The sequence below is a fragment of the Parabacteroides sp. AF19-14 genome (assembly GCF_003635485.1).
In the GTDB taxonomy this organism is placed as follows: Bacteria; Bacteroidota; Bacteroidia; order Bacteroidales; family Tannerellaceae; genus Parabacteroides; species Parabacteroides distasonis.
Genome location: NZ_QTMJ01000020.1, coordinates 62,749 through 84,345 on the forward strand (window position 1 = coordinate 62,749; position 21,597 = coordinate 84,345).

The following is a 21,597-nucleotide window of genomic DNA, read 5'->3' on the forward strand; positions in this document are numbered from 1 at the left end:
AATTTTCAATTCTCTATTATCGAAGGTCTATCACCTCTACGTCCGGATAATCCCCTTCGTTAAAAACAAAAAAACGATCCGGTTGGTTTATACCTGTTTTCAATTGGCTGATCTGGATCGTACTGCTAACGCCGTTTTTAGAAGTAACCGTGATACGAGCCGGGAAATTTGAATATTTCTCGATTTGCAACTCCACTTTCACGATATCCCCTTTTTTCTTCGGTGTCAATTCCACATCGTAAGCGGCTTTTCCGTTCGGTGCCGTACTCTCGCCTTTATAAGCCGCCGTGAATCCCTTCTTATAACTATTTAATAAAAGAGCGGGATTTGTAAATTGCAACTCTTCTCCCGTAGGATTCGTCACGTTCACCTCATCGTTCCGTTCCACATACGTCCATTGCGTCGTACCATTAAACCAAATAAGCGCATCCGGCGTGACTAATGTAAACTTATCACCTTTCATCTGGATGGTTCCCTCAAAACTCTCTCCCGCATTCTGACCGGCAGAACGGGTAAACATCGTAAAAGAAGCGCTTATCCCGTTCGAATTCTCATAAGCAGCGGCCGCCTTCCCCAAGATATCATTCGCATTCTGGGCATGCGCCCCCACTCCTAGTCCCAACAGGAAACACAAGAATAATCCGACAAACGCGATACACCGCCACACTCTTATTTTATGTTCTCTTCTCATATTTATTTCAAAGCATTTAATACTTGCTCCAACGAATACTCATCTTGCACCAATACTTGACGGGCCTTACTTCCCTCAAACGGGCCAACAATACCGGCAGCCTCCAATTGATCCATCAAACGTCCGGCACGATTATAACCGATAGCGAATTTACGCTGGATCAAAGAAGTAGAACCTTGTTGCTGAATCACGATCAAACGAGCCGCCTCGTCAAATAAGGGATCTCGATCTGATAAATCGACTGCTCCCGAAGTTGATGCCTCCCCACCTTCCGGCACATAGTCCGGAAGCAAATAAGCGGTTTGGAAACCAGTCTGCTCACCGATATAATCCACGATATCCTCCACCTCGGGCGTATCTACGAAAGCGCACTGCACACGAACCGGCTCTTGTCCCGCCACGACAATCAACATATCGCCCCGTCCGATCAAACGGTTAGCGCCCGGAGCATCCAGAATCGTACGTGAATCGATCATAGAAGCAACCTTAAAGGCAATACGGCTCGGAAAGTTACTCTTGATCGTACCGGTAATCACCTTTGTATCCGGGCGTTGCGTAGCCAAGATCATATGGATACCTACCGCACGGGCCTTCGCCGCAATACGAGAGATAGGCAACTCGATCTCACGTCCGGCCACTGCGATCAAGTCGGCAAACTCATCCACTACCGCCACGATATAGGGTAAGAAGCGATGTCCCTTCTGCGGGTTCAACCGCCGTTCGATAAACTTAGCGTTGTATTCCTTTATATTACGAACATTCGCGTTCACCAGTAAACGGTACCGGTCTTCCATCTCGATCACCAACGAGTTCAATGTAGCGACAGCGTCAGCTGGCTCCGTAACGATCGGCTTCTCCGCATTCGGAAGTTTCGCCAGATAATGACGTTCTATCTTGGAATAGATACTAAACTCAACCATTTTCGGGTCTACCATCACGAATTTCAACTCCGATGGATGCTTCTTATATAATAAGGAAGTGATGATCGCATTTAGACCGACAGACTTACCTTGTCCCGTAGCACCGGCTACCAATAGATGCGGTGTCTTACAAAGATCGAACATGAACACCTCGTTCGTAATCGTCTTACCCATCGCCACAGGCAACTCATACTTACCCTCAATGAATCGGCGTGAAGCGATAACAGATTGCATCGATACCGTCTGAGGATTCTTATTCGGCACCTCGATACCGATCGTTCCCTTTCCGGGCATCGGGGCGATAATACGGATCTGCAAAGCGGATAAACTCAAGGCGATATCATCCTCCAAGTTCTTGATCTTAGAAATACGGACACCCGCCTCGGGTACAATCTCATAAAGCGTAACCGTAGGTCCGACTGTCGCTTTGATCGAAGCGATCTTTATATTGAAATCTTCCAAGGCTTGCTTGATCAAGCGTTGGTTTTCCGCCAATTCGTCCCGATTGATCTCCATGCTCCCACTATCATACGCTTTCAGCAAGTCCAAGGTAGGGAATACATAACGGGAAAGATCCAAACGGGGATCATACGTACCCAAGGCCGAGGCATCGTAGGTCTCATCATTACCAGCGGCAACTTCCACCGTGAATCCGGCATCCTCCTCATCCCCTAATTCCGGGGTATTTATCTCCTCTGTCTTTTCGTTTATCGGATCATCGTCACCTTTTGCGATCGTAACGACTAAATCATCAGCAGCAGCGACCTCTTCCTCCTCATATTCTGGTACTGTTTTACGGTTTTCTTTCGCTTCGGCCTTCAACAATTCAGCCTCCGTATCAAACTCTTCGTAATCATCCATTTCCGGTTGTTCATCCGGTTGCTCTACGACAGGCTTAGAGCGAGGAATTACAATATCCTCTTTTTCCGTCTGATCCACTTCAACCTCATCTTCTCGGCCTTCACGTTTCAAACGATTTTTCACCCAACCTAAAGAGAACATACGCTGCAAGAACGGAATAGTCTTCTTACTGGTAAAAATAGCGATGATTAAGAATGAGCCTAATAAAAGCAAGATCGTTCCGGGAATTCCGATATTGGTAATAAACATCTCCGAGATGTAATATCCGTGTTGACCGCCTAGATAAATAAACGTATCCTCATATCCCTTGATAAATATGAAAGCAAAAAACACAGATCCCCAGATCAACGCCGAAGCACTGAACAAGAAACGTCTCAACAAGGATACTTTATTTAAATTCATGAGTTTCGCCCCAACCGATCCCAAGAAAAAGAGGATCATAAAAGAAGAGATGCCAAACCAACGGTTCATCAACAGATCAGACAAATACGCCCCGCGTACGCCCGTCCAATTCTCTACCGATCCTCGATTGGTCAACAAATCCCCTAAAGGAACATTCTCTATTTTACTTTGATCGGCGGCTCCTGTAAAGAAAAACGAAATCAAGGCAAGCCCTACGTAAATGGTTAGTATAGAGATAATCAAACCTGTAATGAAACGGGTCCGTTCATTTGTAAAAAAAGTCTTCAAGGCTGCGAACCAGCTCGGCTCTGTATGATTTTGCTTCGTTGTTGTTGTCTTCTTTGCCATAAATAGTTTCTCAATAATTCTTTTATAACACGCAAATGTACATAGAAAAATCGAGTCTGACGAACCTTTGAAAAAAAGACGTACGTGTTTTCTGAAAAACATGTACATGTTTTCGCAGAAACACGTACATGTTTTTAGGGATAGATTTTAACGGCATTAAATAGATCTGTGCATCTCATGCCCTTCCACATAGATCGCGCTATAAGGACGAGACGGACAAAGATGCTCGCAAGCACCACAACCAATACAAGTTTCCGTATTGATCACCGGGATCTTTAACGACTTTGGATCTGCCGGATCTTTCGCCACCATCTGGATCGATTTTGTCGGGCAATGGCGTTCACAATTACCACAACTCATACCGTCCGTATTGACAATACAAAGATCTCTTACCCATACGGCATGACCGATCTGTATAGCAGATTTGTCTTCTTTCGTAATAGGTTTGATCGCTCCCGTCGGGCAAACCTCCGAACATTTCACACATTCCGGACGGCAATACCCTCTATCGAATGCCATCTTCGGCTGCATCAGTTTCATCAGATCCGTAGACGGGCGCAGGACATGATTCTCGCAGACAGATACACAAAGCTGACACCCCGTGCAATGTTGCGCCAGATTCCCGATACTCAAAGCTCCGGGAGGAACCAATGGCGCCAAACGATTCGGCTCTTTACGTTCTTTAATCGGCGCAAAGCCTCCGTCTTTCTTCATCTCCACATAATCCTCCAGTTTTTTCTGCTGAGCATGCAAAACGGAAGACATGGCTACCAATGCCGTAGCCGACAAGGCTCGACGGCGGGAAACATCCGTAGTGTCCTTCGTTAAGGATTCTTTTACCGAAGTAGCTTTATCAGCCTTGCGTGCCCTCGTATACGAAATCGCGCCTTGACGGCAATTATCCAAGCAGTCCATACAAGTCACGCAACGGCTATAATCGATCGCATGATTCTTAGAATCGATACAGGAAGCCTTGCATTTACGTGCGCATAATCCGCAACCATTACATTTATCGGTATCAATGCGAGGTTTAAGTAAAGCATACTTCGACAAAAAACCGAGAACCGTACCTACCGGACAGATCGTATTACAATACGTACGTCCATTTCTCCAAGCTAAAATCGCCAATATGACAAAGCTCAGAATAGCGATTCCCATCGTAGCCAGACTACGCACCCATACGTCCACCGAATAGAAAGCGTAACTATCCATACGTTCCGCGAAATAGGCCAATAGATTGTTGCCCTCTTGATAGATTGGCGCAAATAAATTAGAAGCGATACGCCCATAAGCGCTATAAGGCGAAATCAACGCTACCAAGGAACCGACACCAGCAATACAAGCCACTATAAAAACAACCAAGGTACCATAACGTACCCACTTCAATGCGGGAGAATAGGAAAAGCGGTATTTCTTCCGTTTACAAGCAAACCACGAAATAATATCTTGCAATACCCCTAAAGGGCAGATAACGGAGCAATATACACGCCCCAATAAAAGAGTCAAGATTACCAACCCTACCACAACACCGACATTCAAAGCCAACAACGCAGGCCAAAACTGTATCTTTGCCAACCATCCGAACCAAGTGTGAATCGTACCCGTGAAATCAAGAAATAACAGGGTTATCAGCACAAAGCAAAAGGTGGCGGCGAATATTCTTATTTTTCGTAACATAATTTTCCGTTTGTTTAAAGGTTAACCATTCACTTTCAACTCTTCCACGAATTTATCGATACGCTGCATCTCTTTGGGGATATCGATACCCTGCGGACAATGAGGATTACATTGCTCACACCCTGTACAATGGTTCGCTTGACGCAACTTTGGGACACTCCGGTCATAACCGACTAAGAAGGCACGACGAGCTTTCGCGTAATTTTCGTCTTGCGCACTTTTCGGAACATTTCCTTCGTTCACACATTTATTATAATGTAAAAGAATGCCCGGAATATCCAACGCATATGGACAAGGCATACAATATTTGCAATCATTGCAAGGTATTGTCGGATATTTCATCATAAGCTGGGCCGTCTCTTCCAAAAAGTCTTTCTCCTCGTCCGTTACCGGAATAAGCGGGGAATAGGTACGGATATTATCTTGCAAATGCTCCATATACGTCATGCCGCTTAACACCGTCAAGACCCCATCCGGAGAGCCGGCGAAACGAAAAGCCCATGAAGCCACGCTATTCTCAGGCCGTTGCTGTTTCAAACGAGCAACGATATGATCCGGAACATTCGATAAGCGACCTCCTAATAGCGGTTCCATGATAACCGCCGGAATACCTCGCTTCTCTAATTCGCCATACAGATAATCAGCGTTTACGTTACGCCCCGAGGCATGTTTCCAGTCCAGATAATTCAGCTGGATCTGAACGAAATCCCATTTCACGCCCATATCCAACACATAATCAAACACTTTTACATCCCCATGAAAAGACCAACCTAGGTTACGGATACGTCCCGCTTCCCGTTCTTTCACCAAGAAATCAAGCATTCCATTATTTATATAGCGGTCATTGAAAAGCTCGATACCATTCCCCCCACCGATAGAGTGAAGCAAATAATAATCCAGATAATCGGTTTGCAAATCACGGAACGACTGCCGATACATCGCCAACGAGTTTTCTCTCGTATAGTTCTGGAAGTTTGACAGTTTAGTGGCCAAATAATAGGAGTTCCTAGGATGGCGTGCCAATGCGATACCGGTCGCTTTCTCGGACATACCTTGTACATAAACAGGAGAAGTATCAAAGTAATTCACCCCATGTTCTATCGCATAATCCACTAAACGATTCACGGCTTCTTGATCAATCTGGTCTTTACCGTCCGATCCTTGTTTCAAGGGCCAACGCATACAACCATATCCTAAAATAGAAACCTTATCGCCATTCGTAGGATGTTGGCGATAGGTCATTTTATCGGTAGGAACCTCACCTAACGCCACAGCCGCCCCCGGCTCATTCTTGGGAGCGCAACCGTAAAGCGCCGCCGAAGAGGCGACAGCCCCACCCCCAAATACCTTCAAGAATTTACGGCGATTCATCTCTTGAGGGTTCTCATTCTTTCCACATGAACTCATAACTCGATCGGTTTTTTTATCCTAATTAGTATATCCAACATTAGTCTATCATTAACATTCCTTCTATTAATTGCACAAAAATAATAAAACAGGAAATATATAGGAGAGCAATCCCCGACTAAAAAGAATATTCGGGACTTTATCACGAAAAAAACGGATTTTTGTTGTATTTTTGCGAATTGTTATCAAGAATGATTAGACGAACAGGCACATGGAAAAAGAAGAAAATCCGATATACGAGCGCAACACGCTAGAATTTGTTACGGTAGCACTGGAATATTGTACCTTTGTTGAGACCGCCGGAAATACCGGGCTTTTCGACTTCGTAGATAAGGCGACAAAACTCCTGCCTCTATTATACTTAAAGGCCAGCCTGTTGCCCGAAGTGGAATCTGAAGAGGAAACCGAACTCGAGCTTTCCGTTTCAGAAGACATGTACGAGTCGGTTCGTTCACGGATAGCCGGTTTGCTTGGCGAACGAGATTCCTATCTGGAAACATTTCATGCGGATATGCGGTATAGCGATACTCCTATCGCAGCATTTATTTCCGAGAACTTGGCTGATGTCTATCAAGATACAGGAAATTTCGTATCTTTATTCCGTCAAGGAAACGAGGAAGTTATGCAAGAGGCTATCGCTTTGTGCCGCACGAACTTCCAAGAATACTGGGGACAGCAATTATTGAATGCCTTGAAAGCGTTGCACGCTGTGCGTTACAGTGGTGATGAGGATTTGGAAAAGAATGAAGAGGAAGAATGATACAACAATTTATACATACAATTGCTAAAGAGGAAATAGCGAAACTTACCGTAGAGGAATTCAAGGGACGTATCATTACGATCCTTAGTAAAGAGGAGGCAGACAAGGCCGTAGAGTACTTGCTGCGTTTTCCGATCGTCGGTTTTGACACGGAGACCCGTCCCAGCTTTAAGAAGGGACAGCGTTACAAGATCTCATTGATGCAGATATCAACGGATGATACTTGTTTCTTGTTCCGCTTGAATCATATCGGTATACCGGAATCTCTGGAGAAATTCCTGAAAAGCAGTTCGACCTTAAAGATCGGGTTATCTTTACGGGATGATTTCGGGGCGATACGGAAGCGTTCGGATATAGAACCCGCCAATTTCCTTGATTTACAGAATTACGTAGGCCAGTTCGGCATCGAGGATGCCAGCCTGCAAAAGATATATGCGATACTTTTCCAAAAAAAGATATCAAAAGGACAACGCCTCACGAATTGGGAGGCGGATGTATTGACAGACTCACAAAAGAAATATGCGGCCCTCGATGCTTGGGCCTGCCTAAGAATATATAATTTATTGAATCAAGCATAAATGGAGTATTGTAAAGTTTTTCTCAAGCCTAAGAAAGAAGAATCGCTATTGCGTTTCCATCCATGGGTATTTTCCGGAGCGATCCAATCTGTTGAAGGCGATCCGGAAGAGGGTGACTTGGTAGAGGTATACGGAGCGAACCAGCGTTTTTTGGCGATCGGCCATTACCAAATCGGCAGTATCGCCGTACGTGTGTTATCTTTCACCCCAATCGCCATCGACGATGCTTTTTGGGTTGAACGTATCCGTATCGCTTACGAACTCAGAAAGACCTTGCGGCTGGCTGGGGTAGAAAATAATAATACGTTCCGCCTGATTCACGGCGAAGGCGATAACTTACCGGGATTGGTGATCGATATGTATGCGCATACGGCGGTTATGCAAGCACATTCGGTAGGAATGCATTATGCCCGTCATCAGATCGCGGAGGCTTTGAAAGCGGTATTGGGCGATACTTTACAAAACATCTACTATAAATCGGAAGCGACTTTACCTTATAAAGCGAATTTAGGTAGCGAAGATGGTTACTTATTCGGAGGCGAAGTGGAAGATATCGCTATAGAAAACGGACTGAAATTCTGTGTAGACTGGCAGAAAGGCCAAAAGACAGGTTTCTTCGTGGATCAACGGGAGAATCGCTCTTTGTTGGAGTATTACGCAAAAGATCGCTCCGTATTGAATATGTTCTGTTATACGGGCGGTTTCTCTTTCTATGCGATGAGAGGAGGCGCTAAGGTGGTTCATTCCGTAGATAGTTCGGCGAAAGCGATTTCTTTGACGAAAAAGAATGTCGAGTTGAATTTCCCGGGAGATCCCCGTCATGAGGCATATGCGGAAGACGCGTTTAAGTATTTGGAAAAAATGGGAAGTAATTATGATTTAATCATATTGGACCCTCCTGCGTTCGCTAAACATAAGAATGTACTACGTAACGCCTTACAAGGGTATCGCAAATTAAACGCGATCGCTTTCGAGAAGATCAAGCCGGGAGGAATCTTGTTTACCTTCTCCTGCTCACAGGTTGTCAGCAAGGAAAACTTCCGTTTAGCTGTATTTAGCGCCGCCGCCCAATCCGGCCGTAGCGTTCGTATCTTGCATCAATTAACCCAACCCGCAGACCATCCGGTGAATATCTACCATCCGGAAGGTGAATATTTAAAGGGATTGGTATTGTATATAGAGTAAAATAGATATTAAGGGTGAGAAATTGAATATTATTTTCACCCTTAATTTATTGTCTCTAAATCCATTTTCATTTGCTGAATTATTTTCAAAAGAGAAATTAAGTCTTTATTCACAACCGCAAAGATCTCTTCCTCATCAATACGATGATACTCATGAGCTATAATATCCCTTAATCCCATAATAGCAGTCCAAGGTATATCTGTATATTTTATTAAATAACTATGATTAGTTTTATTATCAATAGTCTTGACACTTTCTCCAATAAAAACCAACTGCATACAGATGCCACTTAAAATGAACATACCATCTTGACTCAAAAGGAAATCATCCGGACAATTTATCTCCCCCGATTTACTCTGTATTAAGAGAATCGAATTTTCTATTCGATCTAACAATGAGCCAATCCGTACCTTATCAAACATAAATCAAATCATTTTCGATATTTTGTCCAAATACACTATCAACAAGTTGTTTGCGAAGACGAATGATATCGACTCTACATCCAAACAAAGACTCTAACTCTTGTTTCATTCGGCTACGTAATAATAGATTAGCTTCCCCTTCGTAAGCAATATCTACGTCACTCTCCTCTGTTTGTTCATTTCGCACGACTGAACCAAAAAGGGCCATACGAACAATGCCATAATCTTTAGCCTTATTTTGAAAATAGCCACGTAGCAATTCTATACACTCTTTTTGCGATCTCATAGACAAACGTTTTACTTTTTACACAAAGAAAAATAAAATCTTCCTATATTCCAAATTATTACATAATTGATAAATACAATCCAAATCTACTAATATCCCGGATTCTGTATCAAATTAGGATTCAAGGAACGGACTTTATCGGGAATTGGGAAAACGGTGGTATAGCCATTCGATTCATGGGGCAATTGAGGGCGATCCGTATAAGGGCGGGTAAACTTTCCAAAACGTACCAAATCCTGCCTCCTCCAGCCTTCCCAAGCCAATTCCAGTTGACGCTCAGCCAAAATATTTTCTAATGTCGCCTTACGAGGTAACATTCCCACACGGAAACGAACGGCATTCAACTCTTCATCCCCATTCTCTCCATTACGAACTTTCGCTTCCGATCTCATTAACAAGACATCCGCATAACGGAATAATACGATATCATTATCCGATAGCTTTCCATCTTTCGTCCCCATCTTATCGATCTCGTATTTCTTCATGCGGGCACCCGCCGTTTTCTCGGCAGGCAACCTAGACAAATCCAACCTAACCTCTAGAGGTAAATATACCAAAGGAGTCCCATTATCTAACCGAATCGTATCACCATTGAGGTCAAACATCGTATCGGCGTAATAATTCTCATAAAACCGGGTATCGACCGAGTCCGTCCCATACGCAAATACCCGAAGGGCCTCTATCGTAGCGCAAGAGCCGTTCTCTCCCCCCAATCCATATGCTTTGGCATGATTATAGTGACGGGAGCGGAAAAGATATTGCATTTGGCTCGTATATAAGTTCTTATCCATCGGAATCGTGAAAATATTCTCTCCGGACGATTCATTAAATACAGAAAAATTATCCGCATAGTTCGGAGATAAGCTATAGTTTAAGTCCGTTATTGAATCACAGTACGCCACAACCGTTTGCCAAGCGTTCAACTTCCTCTCGCCTACCCTAAAATAGATTTCCCGTCCATTCGGACGCAGACCATCCGTCCAGTCGTTATCCGTAAACACTTCTGCGTTTAAGGCCAACTTCGCCAATAAGAAATAAACAACCGGTCTCGTAATCCTTCCATAATAATCGCCGGGCGAATTACTATGCGCCGTACTCAATAACAAAAGGGATTCTTGTAATTCTTTTACAACAAAATCAAAGACCTCTTTCCGGTCACTCTGCCGCACGTCTTTCACCGGAATGGAAGAAGAAACGATAAGAGGGACACGGCCAAACATATCGACTAAATAATAATAATACATCGCACGCAAGGCACGAACCTCCGCCTCATACCGATCTAAATCGTTATAATCCTTTTTTTGCCGCAACTCGCCTAATATCTCTAAAGATTGATTGCTTAATACGATTACTTTATACAGATATTCCCAAGTAGCTTGGATAGCGTCACTATTCGTTCCCCACTTATGCAAGAAGAGACCTTGCCAGAAACCACCGTCATACCAGTCGCCGCCACGAGTCGGGAGCATGGCCTCGTCAGTCGTAAAGGTATTCAAGTCGTAGACACCCCGGTACGTTCCTTGCAATCCTTGGCTATCGCTATAACCTCCGATATAATTATATAAGGAAGCAACCGTATTCAGATAGACATTCTGAGGGGTATCGTACGCATCCTCCGGATAAAGCTGATCACGAGGGTCCTCTTTCAGATAGCCATCGCACGACGATAACATCAAACCCGCAAATATATAGGATAAAATAGAAAGCTTTCTCATACGAACACCTTTTTAAAAATTAAAACTCAACCCCATCGTATAGGAACGAACCACCGGATAAGATCGCTTATCGTCTATACCTAACGTATTATTTACGATAGAGCTATTTATCATCGGAGTCAATCCCGAATAACCTGTAATTGTCGCCAAATTATTTACGGAAACCGAAAGCCGTACGTTTCTTACATATTTCCTTAAATTACCCAGAGGCACGTTCCAACCCAACGTCAAATAATCAAAATTGATATAATCCCCTTTCTCCAACCAATAATCCGTAGCCGTCTGATCTTGAATATTCAGGGATGGAGCTTCTCGCAACACGTTATAATCCGGGAATATATCCATATTCATATAAGTTAGCGATGTTCCATTATAAATCTTATGCCCAAAGGCTCCGTTAATCTGTACTGATAGATCGAATTGTTTATATCGGAAACTGATATTAGAGCCTAAAAGTGTTTTCGGCATGGCTTGTCCCGCAATATAACGATCCTCACCATCCTCCAAACTCACCCCGTTCCCGTTCAAGTCCTCAATCTCATACTTATAGCCGCCATTCCCGTCGGAAACCAAACCTGTACATTTCGGTAAATAAAAAACCCCCAAAGGCTGTCCGACCATTTGATAAACGATATGATTATACCCTCCATGGAAACCAGCCCCATTTAAATCCGAGATGCTGGTATATTCCGGGGCGGACATATATTCCCCTTTATAGTAACCGCTCAAGGAGAGCAATTTATTCCGTTGGAAAGTTACGTTTACGTTTATATTCAATTCCATATCTTTCGTACGCAAGGGCGTGACGCCAATACCCAATTCCACGCCACTATTTCGCATCGATCCCAGATTCGCCAACATTTTATTATAAGCGAAAGGCGGAACGCTTACATCGTATAAATACAACATATCATCCGTCTTGGAATTATAATAATCTACGGCGAGAATAAAACGATTGTCGAAAAACCCGGCATCGATACCGGCATTGAACGTACGTTTTACCTCCCATTTCAAGTCCGGATTCGCATTACGGATCGTACCCAAGGTAACGGTGGGTGCACCATTTACGGAAACAACCCCATTAGGCTTCATCAATCGCAAAGAATTGTAAGAATCGATCGCGTCTTGATTACCGGATAGGCCATATCCCGAACGAATCTTTAAATTCCTTACCCACGAGACACCTTCCATAAACTCCTCTTCGGTCAACACCCAAGCGACAGAAGCCGAAGGGAAAAATCCCCATTTATTATTTGCCCCCACTTTCGAAGAGGCATCCGCTCGGGCATTCACGGTAGCGATATACTTTCCATCATAAATATAATTCACACGTCCAAGGAAAGAAGCCAGATGAGGAGCCTCATAGTAAGAACCGGTCCCCTCCCATAAACGTACCGCACCTGCCTGTAAATTATCATAACCAAAACGATCGCTACTGAAATTCGTCGCAGTCGTATAAAAACCTCTCGTTATCATTTTCTGAGCTTCCGCCAATCCCAATACATTTAGTTGATGCAAACCAAAGTCTTTTTTATAGGCCAACATGAAATCTCCCAATAAAGATTCTGTTTTCCGCTCCCCCCGATAAGCCTGCCCATGTGCCCAAACCGAAGTAGGGAGGTATTGGGCGTTATCTATTACATTATAGGTATACGAACCGAAAGCCGTAAACATTAAATGCTTACTCAAGTTAAAAACCAGTTTTAAGTGCGTATTTATATGAGCATTCGAATCATCATCCTTCACCTCCAACCAAGCCAAAGGATTCGTGATCTGGCTAGCGTTAGTTATTTGATCCCAGCTACCCGTCTCCATATTCTTATGATTCGGAAATGTCGGGTTGAAAGTAGCGGCGGAATAGAACATCTTCTGTACGTCATTTAAATAAGCATTTTTCAGCAAGGAACCAAATATGCCTAAATCAAAGACCAGAAGATCATTGAACGCATGCTGCGTAATATTCAACTTGGTCGTAAAATTACGTGAGTTCGTATTTCGGATAACCCCTTCCCTTTCCACAAATCCCAAGGAGGCACGATAACTGGAAGTCTCCGAACCACCCCCAAAAGCGATATGATGATTCTGCACCAACCCCAACCGGGTGACCTCATCCTGAAAGTCCGTATTATTCCCTAAATCTAAAATACCGATATTACGTTCCTCCGCCAGTTTCCGGGAACCATTCGCCGATAACATATCCAAACTTTTATAAGCCGCCTCCACACCGAAACTCCCATCATAACTGATACTAAAAGCTCCCTGCCGCCCTTTCTTTGTCGTTACCTCGATAACACCGGAAGCACCACGAGAACCATATTGAGCAGTCTCAGAGGCATCTTTCAAGATCGTGAAGTTCTCGATATCCGCCGGATAGATCGAGCTAAGCAAATTAAGATCGGCAAAAACCCCATCAATAATCACCAACGGATCATTACCTCCCGTCAAGGAAGTTGTACCCCGGACCCGGACGGCAGCCAAGGCAGCGGCGCTATTTCCTCCAACCGGGATACTAACGCCGGACACCCTTCCCCGAAGAGCGTCCAAGGGTGTAGAGATCAGTCCCTCATTCATCCCCCCTTCATTCACCCGGTTTACGGAACCGGATAAAGTACTACGATTGCCCGTAGCATATCCGACAGTGATCAACTCATCTATCAAATTGGAATCCGACAAGAGAGGCTTGATCGTATCCGGCAGAAGCGGCAGCTCCTGACCGTAGCCATAAGAGAAAGACAAGGCCCCGCAGAGAAACAAAAACAGGACTTTTCGGATATATATAAGAACTTTCATAAGTACGTTGGATTTAAGATTAATAACCCATGTAAATAAAACTTCCCTCGGTTAAGTTTTGTTCGCACCCAAGATACAACATTTCCTCAAGATCTTAAAAATAAAAGCGTACCAAGTTGTCAAGAAGCCTTGACAAGGCTTTAGCGATATTTAATAATGTCCCTCAAAAATATATACGGAAATATTTCTTTATTCCGTAATAGATTGTACCTTTGCCATCGTTAAAAAACATAGCGTATTATTAAGTAATAACATACTAAAACTTATTTATTATGTCAAAAGTAACAGTTGTTGGTGCCGGAAATGTAGGCGCTACTTGCGCAAATGTTCTTGCCTTCAATGAAGTGGCAGACGAAGTTGTAATGCTAGACGTAAAGGAAGGCGTATCCGAAGGTAAAGCGATGGATATGATGCAGACCGCTCAATTGCTAGGTTTCGATACTAAGGTTGTAGGTTGCACAAACGATTATGAGAAGACAGCTAACTCTGACGTTGTAGTTATCACTTCTGGTATTCCTCGTAAACCGGGTATGACTCGCGAAGAACTGATCGGTGTTAACGCTGGTATCGTTAAGAGCGTAGCTCAAAACATCTTGAAATACTCTCCGAACGCAATCTTGGTAGTTATCTCTAACCCGATGGATACAATGACTTATTTGTCATTGAAGTCTTTAGGCTTGCCGAAGAACCGTATCATCGGTATGGGTGGTGCTTTGGATAGCTCTCGTTTCAAATATTTCTTATCTCAGGCTCTAGGCTGTAACGCTAACGAGGTTGAGGGTATGGTAATCGGTGGTCACGGTGACACTACAATGATTCCGTTGGCTCGCTTGGCTACTTACAAAGGTATCCCTGTTAGCAAATTGTTAAGCGCAGAAAAATTGCAAGAGGTTGTTGCTTCCACAATGGTTGGTGGCGCTACATTAACTAAATTGTTAGGTACTTCTGCTTGGTATGCACCGGGTGCTGCTGGAGCATTTGTTGTTGAGTCTATCATTCACAACCAAGGTAAGATGGTTCCTTGCTCTGTTTACTTGGAAGGTGAGTACGGTGAATCTGATCTTTGCATCGGTGTTCCTGTTATCCTTGGCAAGAACGGTATCGAGAAGATCGTTGAGTTGGAATTGACAGCTGAAGAGAAAGAGTTGTTCGCTAAGAGCGCTGCCGCTGTTCATAAGACTAACGAGGCTTTGAAAGAAGTGGGTGCACTTTAATTTGAATTTCTATTAAAGCGATAAAAGAGGCTGATCCTTCGGGGTTGGCCTCTTTCTTTTTATGTGGATACGGACAGTTACGACGGAACGAAGATAATATTCGTGTTTTTCAATCTCTGAAGATACATACGTATCTCCATTGATTTATTTCAAAAGATCACGGTAAAGCATTTATGACAAAAGTACAGTTTTTGTTTGAATATGAAAAGCCTTCACTAGTTCAATACGAGCTTCACTAAGTTTATTCGTTTCATCCAAAACCGGTAATTACTGCTTCAACTTTCCAGCCTCATTCAATACTTTCAGGAAGTTGCTCCAAGCTTTCTCTATCTTTTGCATGTTTTCGTCCCTTTCCTCTTGGTTCCTTACCTCATTTTGTAGAACATCTACAACAGGATATCCATCATATAAATAATATCTCTGATAATCCCCTAATAAGACTGGGGCATTATAGATAACGGAACTTATCGAAGAGATACTGCCTACCGTGAAGTGACCGTTTCCAGCTATCCGGAATTCAACCTTCTCATTGCCTAGCACGTCTTGCTTGATAGAAATATTCTTCTCGAAAACGATTTCTTTTGTAACTGAATTAAAAGATTTGATATCATCCGGGACTTTGATCACTTGTCCGGTAGTAGCCGTATCAAAATTTTCCTCATCATTATCGCAAGCGCAATAACCGATGAGAAATACAGACATGATAAGATATAATAAAAATGACTTTTTCATATTAAACCTCCTTTATTGGATTTCATTGCGTGTTGTCTTATTAGTAAGACACTTAAAAAGAGACAAATGCTGCACGTTTACCATTATTTAACAAACATTATTAACCAAACCGTCCTTCCATTATATAAAAAAAGCCGGAGGAAATGATTTCCTTCGGCTTTTACCTATCGTTTGTTATTGGTATTTATTTGACAATACCTAATTTAGACTCACCAACGAAATCTATAATATGTTGGATCTCCTTACTCATCGGAACCTGATCCTTTATCATTAACAAGGCATCCGTAAGGCTGCTGTTTCCTTGGAAGATGATCCGGTACGCATGACTGATGTGCTTGATAACCTTTTCACTGAATCCCTCATGAGACATGATGAAAGAGTTCACGCCATAATACGTGGTAGGCTCTTGAGCCGCTACGATAAAAGGAGGTATATCCTTACGGAAACGACAGCCGGTTTGAATCATCGCCCAAGCCCCAACCCGGGATCCTTGGCTCATCAATACATTGCCTCCAAAGATCACATAATCTTCCAAGATACAATTTCCGGAAATCTTACTACCATAGCCGAATACACTACGGTTTCCGATCTGCGTATCATGAGAAACATGTACCCCCTCATGCAAGAAATTACCATTACCGATACTAGTACGTCCTTCCGCTGTCGAGGAACGGTTAATCACCACATTCTCACGAATCACGTTGTCATCTCCGATTACGGCAATCGTATCACCTCCCTTATAAAAGAAATCCTGAGGCTCAGCAGCGATAACAGCTCCGTTAAATACACGGTTGCGATTTCCCATGCGTGTACCGCTCATCAAGCTGGCATGAGGCATGATCTCGCAATCATCCCCGATCTCCACGTTCTTATCAATGTACGCAAAAGGATGAATCGTAACGTTCTTCCCGATCTTTGCGCTTGAATCTACATATGCTAATGGACTAATCATAACTTTACTACATTTAAAGGTTATTATTCTCTACCACCACCGATGGCACTGTATAAACTGACAACCGCTTGCATACGTTGCACATTGTCGGACACTTCCGTCAACTGAGCACTCAAAAGGCTCTGCTGTGCGGAAAGGATTTCCAAATAAGTAGATTGAGCCGACTGGAACAAGGCGCTGGTATAAGCCACCGCTTTCTCTAGCTGCTCGATCTGCGCTCTATCTTGGACAAGCTTCTTGCTCGTGGCATCATACTGATGTAAAGCATCACTCACCTCCTTACCTGCTTCCAGAATTGTCTGCTGATAATTCATTTGAGCGATCTTCTCTTCTGCCTTCGATACCTTCAAGTTAGCGACCAACTTACCATTGTTGAAGATCGGTTGGGCCAACGAAGCCAAAGCTTGAAACATAAATTGGCCCGGATTGGCGACAGAGATGCCTGAACCATTCGTCCAGCCTGCTGTCGCCGTGATATTCAATCCCGGATAAAAAGCGGCACGGGCTTTGTTCGTCGTATAATAGGCACTAGCAAGTGTCATCTCTGCGATCTTCACGTCCGGACGATTCTCCAACAATTGCAAAGGCACACCCACCATGATATCCTCCGGCATTACTTGTTCCTCCAAAGTACCCCGATCAATCTGTTGAGGGGCCTTAGCCAATAACACGGACAATGAGTTTTCCACGCTACGCACCTGACTCTCCAACTCGATCAACGAGCCGGAAACCTGATGGTAAGCCGCACGCATTTGCGTCACGGCAGCCTCGGTAGCCATACCCGCTATCTTCATAGCCTCCATGACACGAACATTCTCTTTATAGATATCAACCGTCTTAGCGGTAATTTCCACCTGCCGATCAAGCATCAACAAGGTATAATAAGTATTCGCTATACCACCGATCAATTGAGAGCGCACGACCTGTCTTGAATACTGGCTCTGTAAGTAGGAGGCTTTTTGGCCACGGCTCGCGTTCAAGAGCTTTCCGAATAGGTCAACCTCCCAGCTAGCGGCCAAAGGCGTTGAGTAAGCCTTTACGTATTCGCTATTTCCAATCGATGTAATCGTCCCTTGGGGAGCGAAATTAATAGAAGGCAAGAAAGACAGACGGGCGGAAGTCAACAATACTTTCGCTTCCTCTACCCGAAGAACGGCTGCCTGCATATCTACATTATTGGCTAATCCCTCCTCAATTAACGCCTGTAACTTCGGATCACGAAAAACTTCCTTCCAAGGAAGGTTTCCCATATTGGTCGTATCCGCGGAGGCTAATGTATCAGTCTCGGAAACCGGATCACGATAAATTCCCGTCGCATCGATGGAATCCGGACGCTCGTATGCCTTATAGATATGGCAACTGCTTAACAAAGCAGTCGCACATACCATATATATAATTTGTTTCTTCATTGTCATCTCTTATTTTATTTTAGCGTACTGTTCTATTTCCGTACTCATATCGCTGTTATCCAAATCTTCCCATTCGATCGGCTTGAATTTCTCCTGTAAGTACTGGAATACCACGAACAAAACCGGAACAATAAAGATCTGGAAGATCATACCGATGAACATACCGCCGATAGCCGCTGTACCCAATGTACGGTTACCGTGCGCTCCTACTCCGAACGCGAACATCATAGGCAACAATCCGACCACCATCGCCAATGAGGTCATCAAGATCGGACGCAAACGGGCGGCGGCTCCTAATACGGCAGCCCATGTGATACTCATACCCATACGACGACGTTCCAAAGCGAACTCTACGATCAAGATAGCGTTCTTCGCCAACAAACCTACCAACATGATCAAGGCGATCTGCATATAGATATTGTTAGACATGGTTCCTACGATCATCTTCAACGCCGGGATATTTCCCAAAGCGGCCCAACCTTGGACGAACAAAAAGCTACCCATCAAACCGAACGGCACGGAGAGCAATACGGACAAAGGAAGGATGTAACTCTCATACTGCGCGCTCAACAGCAAGTAAACGAATACGAAACACAACAAGAAGATCAAAGCCGTCGTGCTGCCACTCGTACTTGCCTCCTCACGTGCCATACCACCTAACTCATAGTCGAAACCTGCCGGAAGCGTTGTCTTAGCCACCTCGTCAATCGCTTTCAACGCCTGACCACTGGTATAACCATCCGCCGGGGCAACCATGACCTTGATGGCGGTATACATATTGAAACGGCTGATGATATCCGGGCCATATACCTTCTTCATCGTAATGAACTGGGAAATCGGAGCCATTTCGTTTCCACTCTTCACCTTGATGTTCTTCATGGACTCCATATTCTTACGCAAATCAGGATCCGCTTGCACCATTACACGGTACATCTTACCGAAACGGTTGAAGTTAGAGGCATATAAACCACCATAATATCCCTGCAAGGTAGACAGGATATCCTTCGGACTGATACCGGCTTTCTTACAAGCGGCAGCGTCGATATCGATCTCATATTGCGGGAAGTTCGGGTTAAACGTAGTTTGAGCGGACTTGATCTCCGGACGTGCCGTCAAAGCAGCCATATATTCCTTGGAGATATCAAAGAAACGATCCAAATTACCTCCGGTCTTATCCTGCATATTCAACTCAATATCACTGGACGCAGAGTAACCCGGGATCATAGGCGGCGTAAAGAACAATACCTGAGCGTCTTTCACGATCTTTTGGGCACGCATGAACAAACTACCATATACGATATCCGAGTTCTGCATCATAGAACGGTCTTCCCAGTCTTTCAACTTGATGATAAATGAGCCGTAAGAAGGTCCTTGACCACCGATAAAACTGAAACCAACAACCGCCGTACGCGACTCTACCGCCGGATCCGCAGCGATCAAACTATCGACCTTATTCATCACCTCATAGGTACGCTCCTGGGAAGTTCCCGGTGGTAACGTAACGGCACCCATGATCGTACCCGTATCCTCGTTCGGCACCATACCGGTAGGCGTAACCTGCATCAAGAATACCAATACGGCGATACAACCGGCGACAATACCGAATGAAAGCCATTTCTTCTGGATAAAAAACACGACCTGCTTCTTATACTTAGCTAGCAAAGAATCGTAAGCCGCATTGAATGAGGTATGGAAACGGGAAATAAATGTCGTTTTCTTTTCTTTATGCTCCTCATCATGCGGTTTCAGGAATATCGCACACAAGGCGGGACTCAATGTCAAGGCGTTCAAAGCGGACAAACCGATAGCGATCGCCATCGTCAGACCGAACTGGCGATAGAACGTACCGGCCGTACCTCCCATGAAACTTACGGGAATAAACACGGACATCATGACCAACGTAATGGAAACAATAGCGCCACCCAACTCGCTCATGGCATCGATAGAAGCTAGTTTCGCCGACTTGTATCCTTGGTCCAACTTGGCATGGACACCCTCGACGACGACGATCGCATCATCGACCACAATCGCGATGGCAAGCACCATAGCACAAAGAGTCAACAAGTTGATACTAAATCCGATCAAGGATAACATAAAGAAGGTACCGATCAAGGCAACCGGGATAGCGATAGCCGGAATCAACGTAGAACGCAAATCCTGCAAGAACACATATACCACGATAAACACCAATACGAACGCCTCCAACAAAGTCTTGATTACCTCATGAATAGAAGCGAACAAGAAGTCATTGGCATTCATGGAAATATTCACCTTCATTCCGGGAGGCATTGTCAACTGAGTTTCCTCCAGCAAGGTTTCAATGTTACTAATTGTTTCCGTAGCGTTGGTTCCCGGCATCTGGTAAACGATACAGGTAACGGCGTCGTGACCATTTACACGGTTGATAAAGTTGTAAGTCAAACGCCCCAACTCGATATCAGCGATATCTTTCAAACGCAAGACCTCACCATCCGGCAAAGCCTTTACAACAATCTGCTCAAACTCATTAGCCTCTTGCAAACGTCCTTTATAGCGGATCGTATATTGGAAAGACTGATTTCCTTGTTCGCCGAACGAACCCGGAGCGGCCTCTACGTTCTGTTCAGACAAGGCAACGGTTACGTCGCTCGGACTTAATTTATATTGGGCCATCACATCCGGCTTCAACCAAATACGCATGGAGTAGTCCGTACCCAACACGTTGGCATCACCGACACCCGGCACACGCTGGACTTCCGGGATCAAGTTAATCTTCGCGTAATTCTCAAGAAACTCTGAGTCATAACGATCATCTTCCGCATATACGGAGAAAACCAACAACATAGAGTTCTGACGTTTCTGGGTCGTCACACCAATCTGCGTTACCTCGGCAGGCAACAAACCTTGTGCCATAGATACACGGTTCTGCACATTGACAGCCGCCATATCCGGGTCCGTTCCTTGCTTAAAATAAATGGAGATATCCGCGGAACCATTATTAGAGGCATTGGAACTCATATACATCATGTTCTCAACACCATTGATCTGGTCTTCCAAAGGCGCGATCACACTATTCAATACCGTTTGCGCATTGGCACCCGTATAAGTTGCCCTTACCGAAACGGTTGGAGGGGCGATATCCGGATATTGGGTAACCGGCAAGGAAATCAAGCCTAGGAAACCCAAGATGACAATCAAGATGGAAATCACCGTGGAGAGCACCGGGCGGTTTATAAATCTATCTAATTTCATATCTTTCGTTTTTACTC

General features: G+C 44.2%; 16 protein-coding genes. 4 read left to right on the forward strand and 12 right to left on the reverse strand.

All coding sequences use genetic code 11. The features are described 5' to 3' along the window. Positions 1 to 16: 16 nt before the first annotated feature. From DWX33_RS17385 to DWX33_RS17400, 4 genes are all read right to left on the reverse strand, one after another. Positions 17 to 691: a LolA-like putative outer membrane lipoprotein chaperone gene (locus DWX33_RS17385; RefSeq protein ID WP_022193093.1), complete on the reverse strand. Its 675-nt coding sequence runs from the start codon at positions 689 to 691 to the stop codon at positions 17 to 19. A gap of 2 nt (positions 692 to 693) precedes the next feature. After that, entirely contained in the window at positions 694 to 3,222 is a 2,529-nt protein-coding gene (locus DWX33_RS17390; protein WP_022193092.1) for a DNA translocase FtsK, read from the reverse strand. Positions 3,223 to 3,378: 156 nt separating this feature from the next. Further along, positions 3,379 to 4,899, reverse strand: a complete 1,521-nt coding sequence (locus DWX33_RS17395; RefSeq protein ID WP_022193091.1) for a 4Fe-4S binding protein — start codon at positions 4,897 to 4,899, stop codon at positions 3,379 to 3,381. 21 nt (positions 4,900 to 4,920) lie between these two features. Beyond that, the gene (locus DWX33_RS17400; RefSeq protein ID WP_005865158.1) at positions 4,921 to 6,306 is read right to left on the reverse strand and encodes an aldo/keto reductase; all 1,386 of its coding nucleotides are present in this window, start codon (positions 6,304 to 6,306) and stop codon (positions 4,921 to 4,923) included. A 211-nt stretch (positions 6,307 to 6,517) separates the two neighbouring features. On the opposite strand from DWX33_RS17400, the gene DWX33_RS17405 reads away from it, so the two are divergent. The 3 genes from DWX33_RS17405 to DWX33_RS17415 are packed head-to-tail and all read left to right on the forward strand — an operon-like array spanning position 6,518 to position 8,829. Further along, entirely contained in the window at positions 6,518 to 7,066 is a 549-nt protein-coding gene (locus tag DWX33_RS17405; protein ID WP_005865156.1) for a DUF5063 domain-containing protein, read from the forward strand. Beyond that, positions 7,063 to 7,644: a 3'-5' exonuclease gene (locus DWX33_RS17410; protein ID WP_005855416.1), complete on the forward strand. Its 582-nt coding sequence runs from the start codon at positions 7,063 to 7,065 to the stop codon at positions 7,642 to 7,644. The genes DWX33_RS17405 and DWX33_RS17410 overlap by 4 nt, the downstream gene beginning before the upstream one ends. Further along, positions 7,645 to 8,829: a class I SAM-dependent rRNA methyltransferase gene (locus tag DWX33_RS17415; protein ID WP_005865154.1), complete on the forward strand. Its 1,185-nt coding sequence runs from the start codon at positions 7,645 to 7,647 to the stop codon at positions 8,827 to 8,829. A gap of 41 nt (positions 8,830 to 8,870) precedes the next feature. Here the strand turns inward: DWX33_RS17415 and DWX33_RS17420 are convergent, their stop codons facing one another. The 4 genes from DWX33_RS17420 to DWX33_RS17435 form a co-directional block, all read right to left on the reverse strand. Then, entirely contained in the window at positions 8,871 to 9,251 is a 381-nt protein-coding gene (locus DWX33_RS17420; protein ID WP_005865152.1) for a DUF86 domain-containing protein, read from the reverse strand. After that, positions 9,244 to 9,537, reverse strand: a complete 294-nt coding sequence (locus DWX33_RS17425) for a nucleotidyltransferase family protein (protein ID WP_048927716.1) — start codon at positions 9,535 to 9,537, stop codon at positions 9,244 to 9,246. The genes DWX33_RS17420 and DWX33_RS17425 overlap by 8 nt, the downstream gene beginning before the upstream one ends. Before the next feature lie 89 nt (positions 9,538 to 9,626). Next, complete coding sequence (locus DWX33_RS17430) at positions 9,627 to 11,252, reverse strand: RagB/SusD family nutrient uptake outer membrane protein (RefSeq protein ID WP_122144899.1); 1,626 nt, start codon at positions 11,250 to 11,252, stop codon at positions 9,627 to 9,629. 12 nt (positions 11,253 to 11,264) lie between these two features. After that, positions 11,265 to 14,042 carry a SusC/RagA family TonB-linked outer membrane protein gene (locus DWX33_RS17435; protein WP_122144900.1) on the reverse strand — a complete coding sequence of 926 codons (2,778 nt, stop codon included), beginning with the start codon at positions 14,040 to 14,042 and terminating at the stop codon, positions 11,265 to 11,267. A 272-nt stretch (positions 14,043 to 14,314) separates the two neighbouring features. On the opposite strand from DWX33_RS17435, the gene mdh reads away from it, so the two are divergent. Further along, entirely contained in the window at positions 14,315 to 15,256 is a 942-nt protein-coding gene (mdh, locus tag DWX33_RS17440; RefSeq protein ID WP_005855409.1) for a malate dehydrogenase, read from the forward strand. A gap of 267 nt (positions 15,257 to 15,523) precedes the next feature. Here the strand turns inward: mdh and DWX33_RS17445 are convergent, their stop codons facing one another. The 4 genes from DWX33_RS17445 to DWX33_RS17460 all read right to left on the reverse strand — a co-directional run bounded on the left by DWX33_RS17445 (position 15,524) and on the right by DWX33_RS17460 (position 21,580). Then, on the reverse strand, positions 15,524 to 15,988 hold the full coding sequence (locus DWX33_RS17445; protein WP_008771626.1) for a hypothetical protein: 465 nt from the start codon (positions 15,986 to 15,988) through the stop codon (positions 15,524 to 15,526). Between the two features lie 184 nt (positions 15,989 to 16,172). After that, positions 16,173 to 16,940: an acyl-ACP--UDP-N-acetylglucosamine O-acyltransferase gene (gene lpxA, locus DWX33_RS17450; RefSeq protein WP_008771625.1), complete on the reverse strand. Its 768-nt coding sequence runs from the start codon at positions 16,938 to 16,940 to the stop codon at positions 16,173 to 16,175. A 23-nt stretch (positions 16,941 to 16,963) separates the two neighbouring features. After that, positions 16,964 to 18,355, reverse strand: a complete 1,392-nt coding sequence (locus DWX33_RS17455) for a TolC family protein (RefSeq protein ID WP_181987542.1) — start codon at positions 18,353 to 18,355, stop codon at positions 16,964 to 16,966. Between the two features lie 3 nt (positions 18,356 to 18,358). Then, entirely contained in the window at positions 18,359 to 21,580 is a 3,222-nt protein-coding gene (locus DWX33_RS17460; protein WP_122144902.1) for an efflux RND transporter permease subunit, read from the reverse strand. Between the last annotated feature and the right edge of the window lie 17 nt (positions 21,581 to 21,597).

Excerpts from the sequence above, each read along its gene's own strand:
- DWX33_RS17385 (WP_022193093.1), bottom strand. The coding sequence starts at position 691 with ATGAGAAGAGAACATAAAATAAGAGTGTGGCGGTGTATCGCGTTTGTC.
- DWX33_RS17390 (WP_022193092.1), bottom strand. The coding sequence starts at position 3,222 with ATGGCAAAGAAGACAACAACAACGAAGCAAAATCATACAGAGCCGAGC.
- DWX33_RS17395 (WP_022193091.1), bottom strand. The coding sequence starts at position 4,899 with ATGTTACGAAAAATAAGAATATTCGCCGCCACCTTTTGCTTTGTGCTG.
- DWX33_RS17400 (WP_005865158.1), bottom strand. The coding sequence starts at position 6,306 with ATGAGTTCATGTGGAAAGAATGAGAACCCTCAAGAGATGAATCGCCGT.
- DWX33_RS17405 (WP_005865156.1), top strand. The coding sequence starts at position 6,518 with ATGGAAAAAGAAGAAAATCCGATATACGAGCGCAACACGCTAGAATTT.
- DWX33_RS17410 (WP_005855416.1), top strand. The coding sequence starts at position 7,063 with ATGATACAACAATTTATACATACAATTGCTAAAGAGGAAATAGCGAAA.
- DWX33_RS17415 (WP_005865154.1), top strand. The coding sequence starts at position 7,645 with ATGGAGTATTGTAAAGTTTTTCTCAAGCCTAAGAAAGAAGAATCGCTA.
- DWX33_RS17420 (WP_005865152.1), bottom strand. The coding sequence starts at position 9,251 with ATGTTTGATAAGGTACGGATTGGCTCATTGTTAGATCGAATAGAAAAT.
- DWX33_RS17425 (WP_048927716.1), bottom strand. The coding sequence starts at position 9,537 with ATGAGATCGCAAAAAGAGTGTATAGAATTGCTACGTGGCTATTTTCAA.
- DWX33_RS17430 (WP_122144899.1), bottom strand. The coding sequence starts at position 11,252 with ATGAGAAAGCTTTCTATTTTATCCTATATATTTGCGGGTTTGATGTTA.
- DWX33_RS17435 (WP_122144900.1), bottom strand. The coding sequence starts at position 14,042 with ATGAAAGTTCTTATATATATCCGAAAAGTCCTGTTTTTGTTTCTCTGC.
- mdh (WP_005855409.1), top strand. The coding sequence starts at position 14,315 with ATGTCAAAAGTAACAGTTGTTGGTGCCGGAAATGTAGGCGCTACTTGC.
- DWX33_RS17445 (WP_008771626.1), bottom strand. The coding sequence starts at position 15,988 with ATGAAAAAGTCATTTTTATTATATCTTATCATGTCTGTATTTCTCATC.
- lpxA (WP_008771625.1), bottom strand. The coding sequence starts at position 16,940 with ATGATTAGTCCATTAGCATATGTAGATTCAAGCGCAAAGATCGGGAAG.
- DWX33_RS17455 (WP_181987542.1), bottom strand. The coding sequence starts at position 18,355 with ATGACAATGAAGAAACAAATTATATATATGGTATGTGCGACTGCTTTG.
- DWX33_RS17460 (WP_122144902.1), bottom strand. The coding sequence starts at position 21,580 with ATGAAATTAGATAGATTTATAAACCGCCCGGTGCTCTCCACGGTGATT.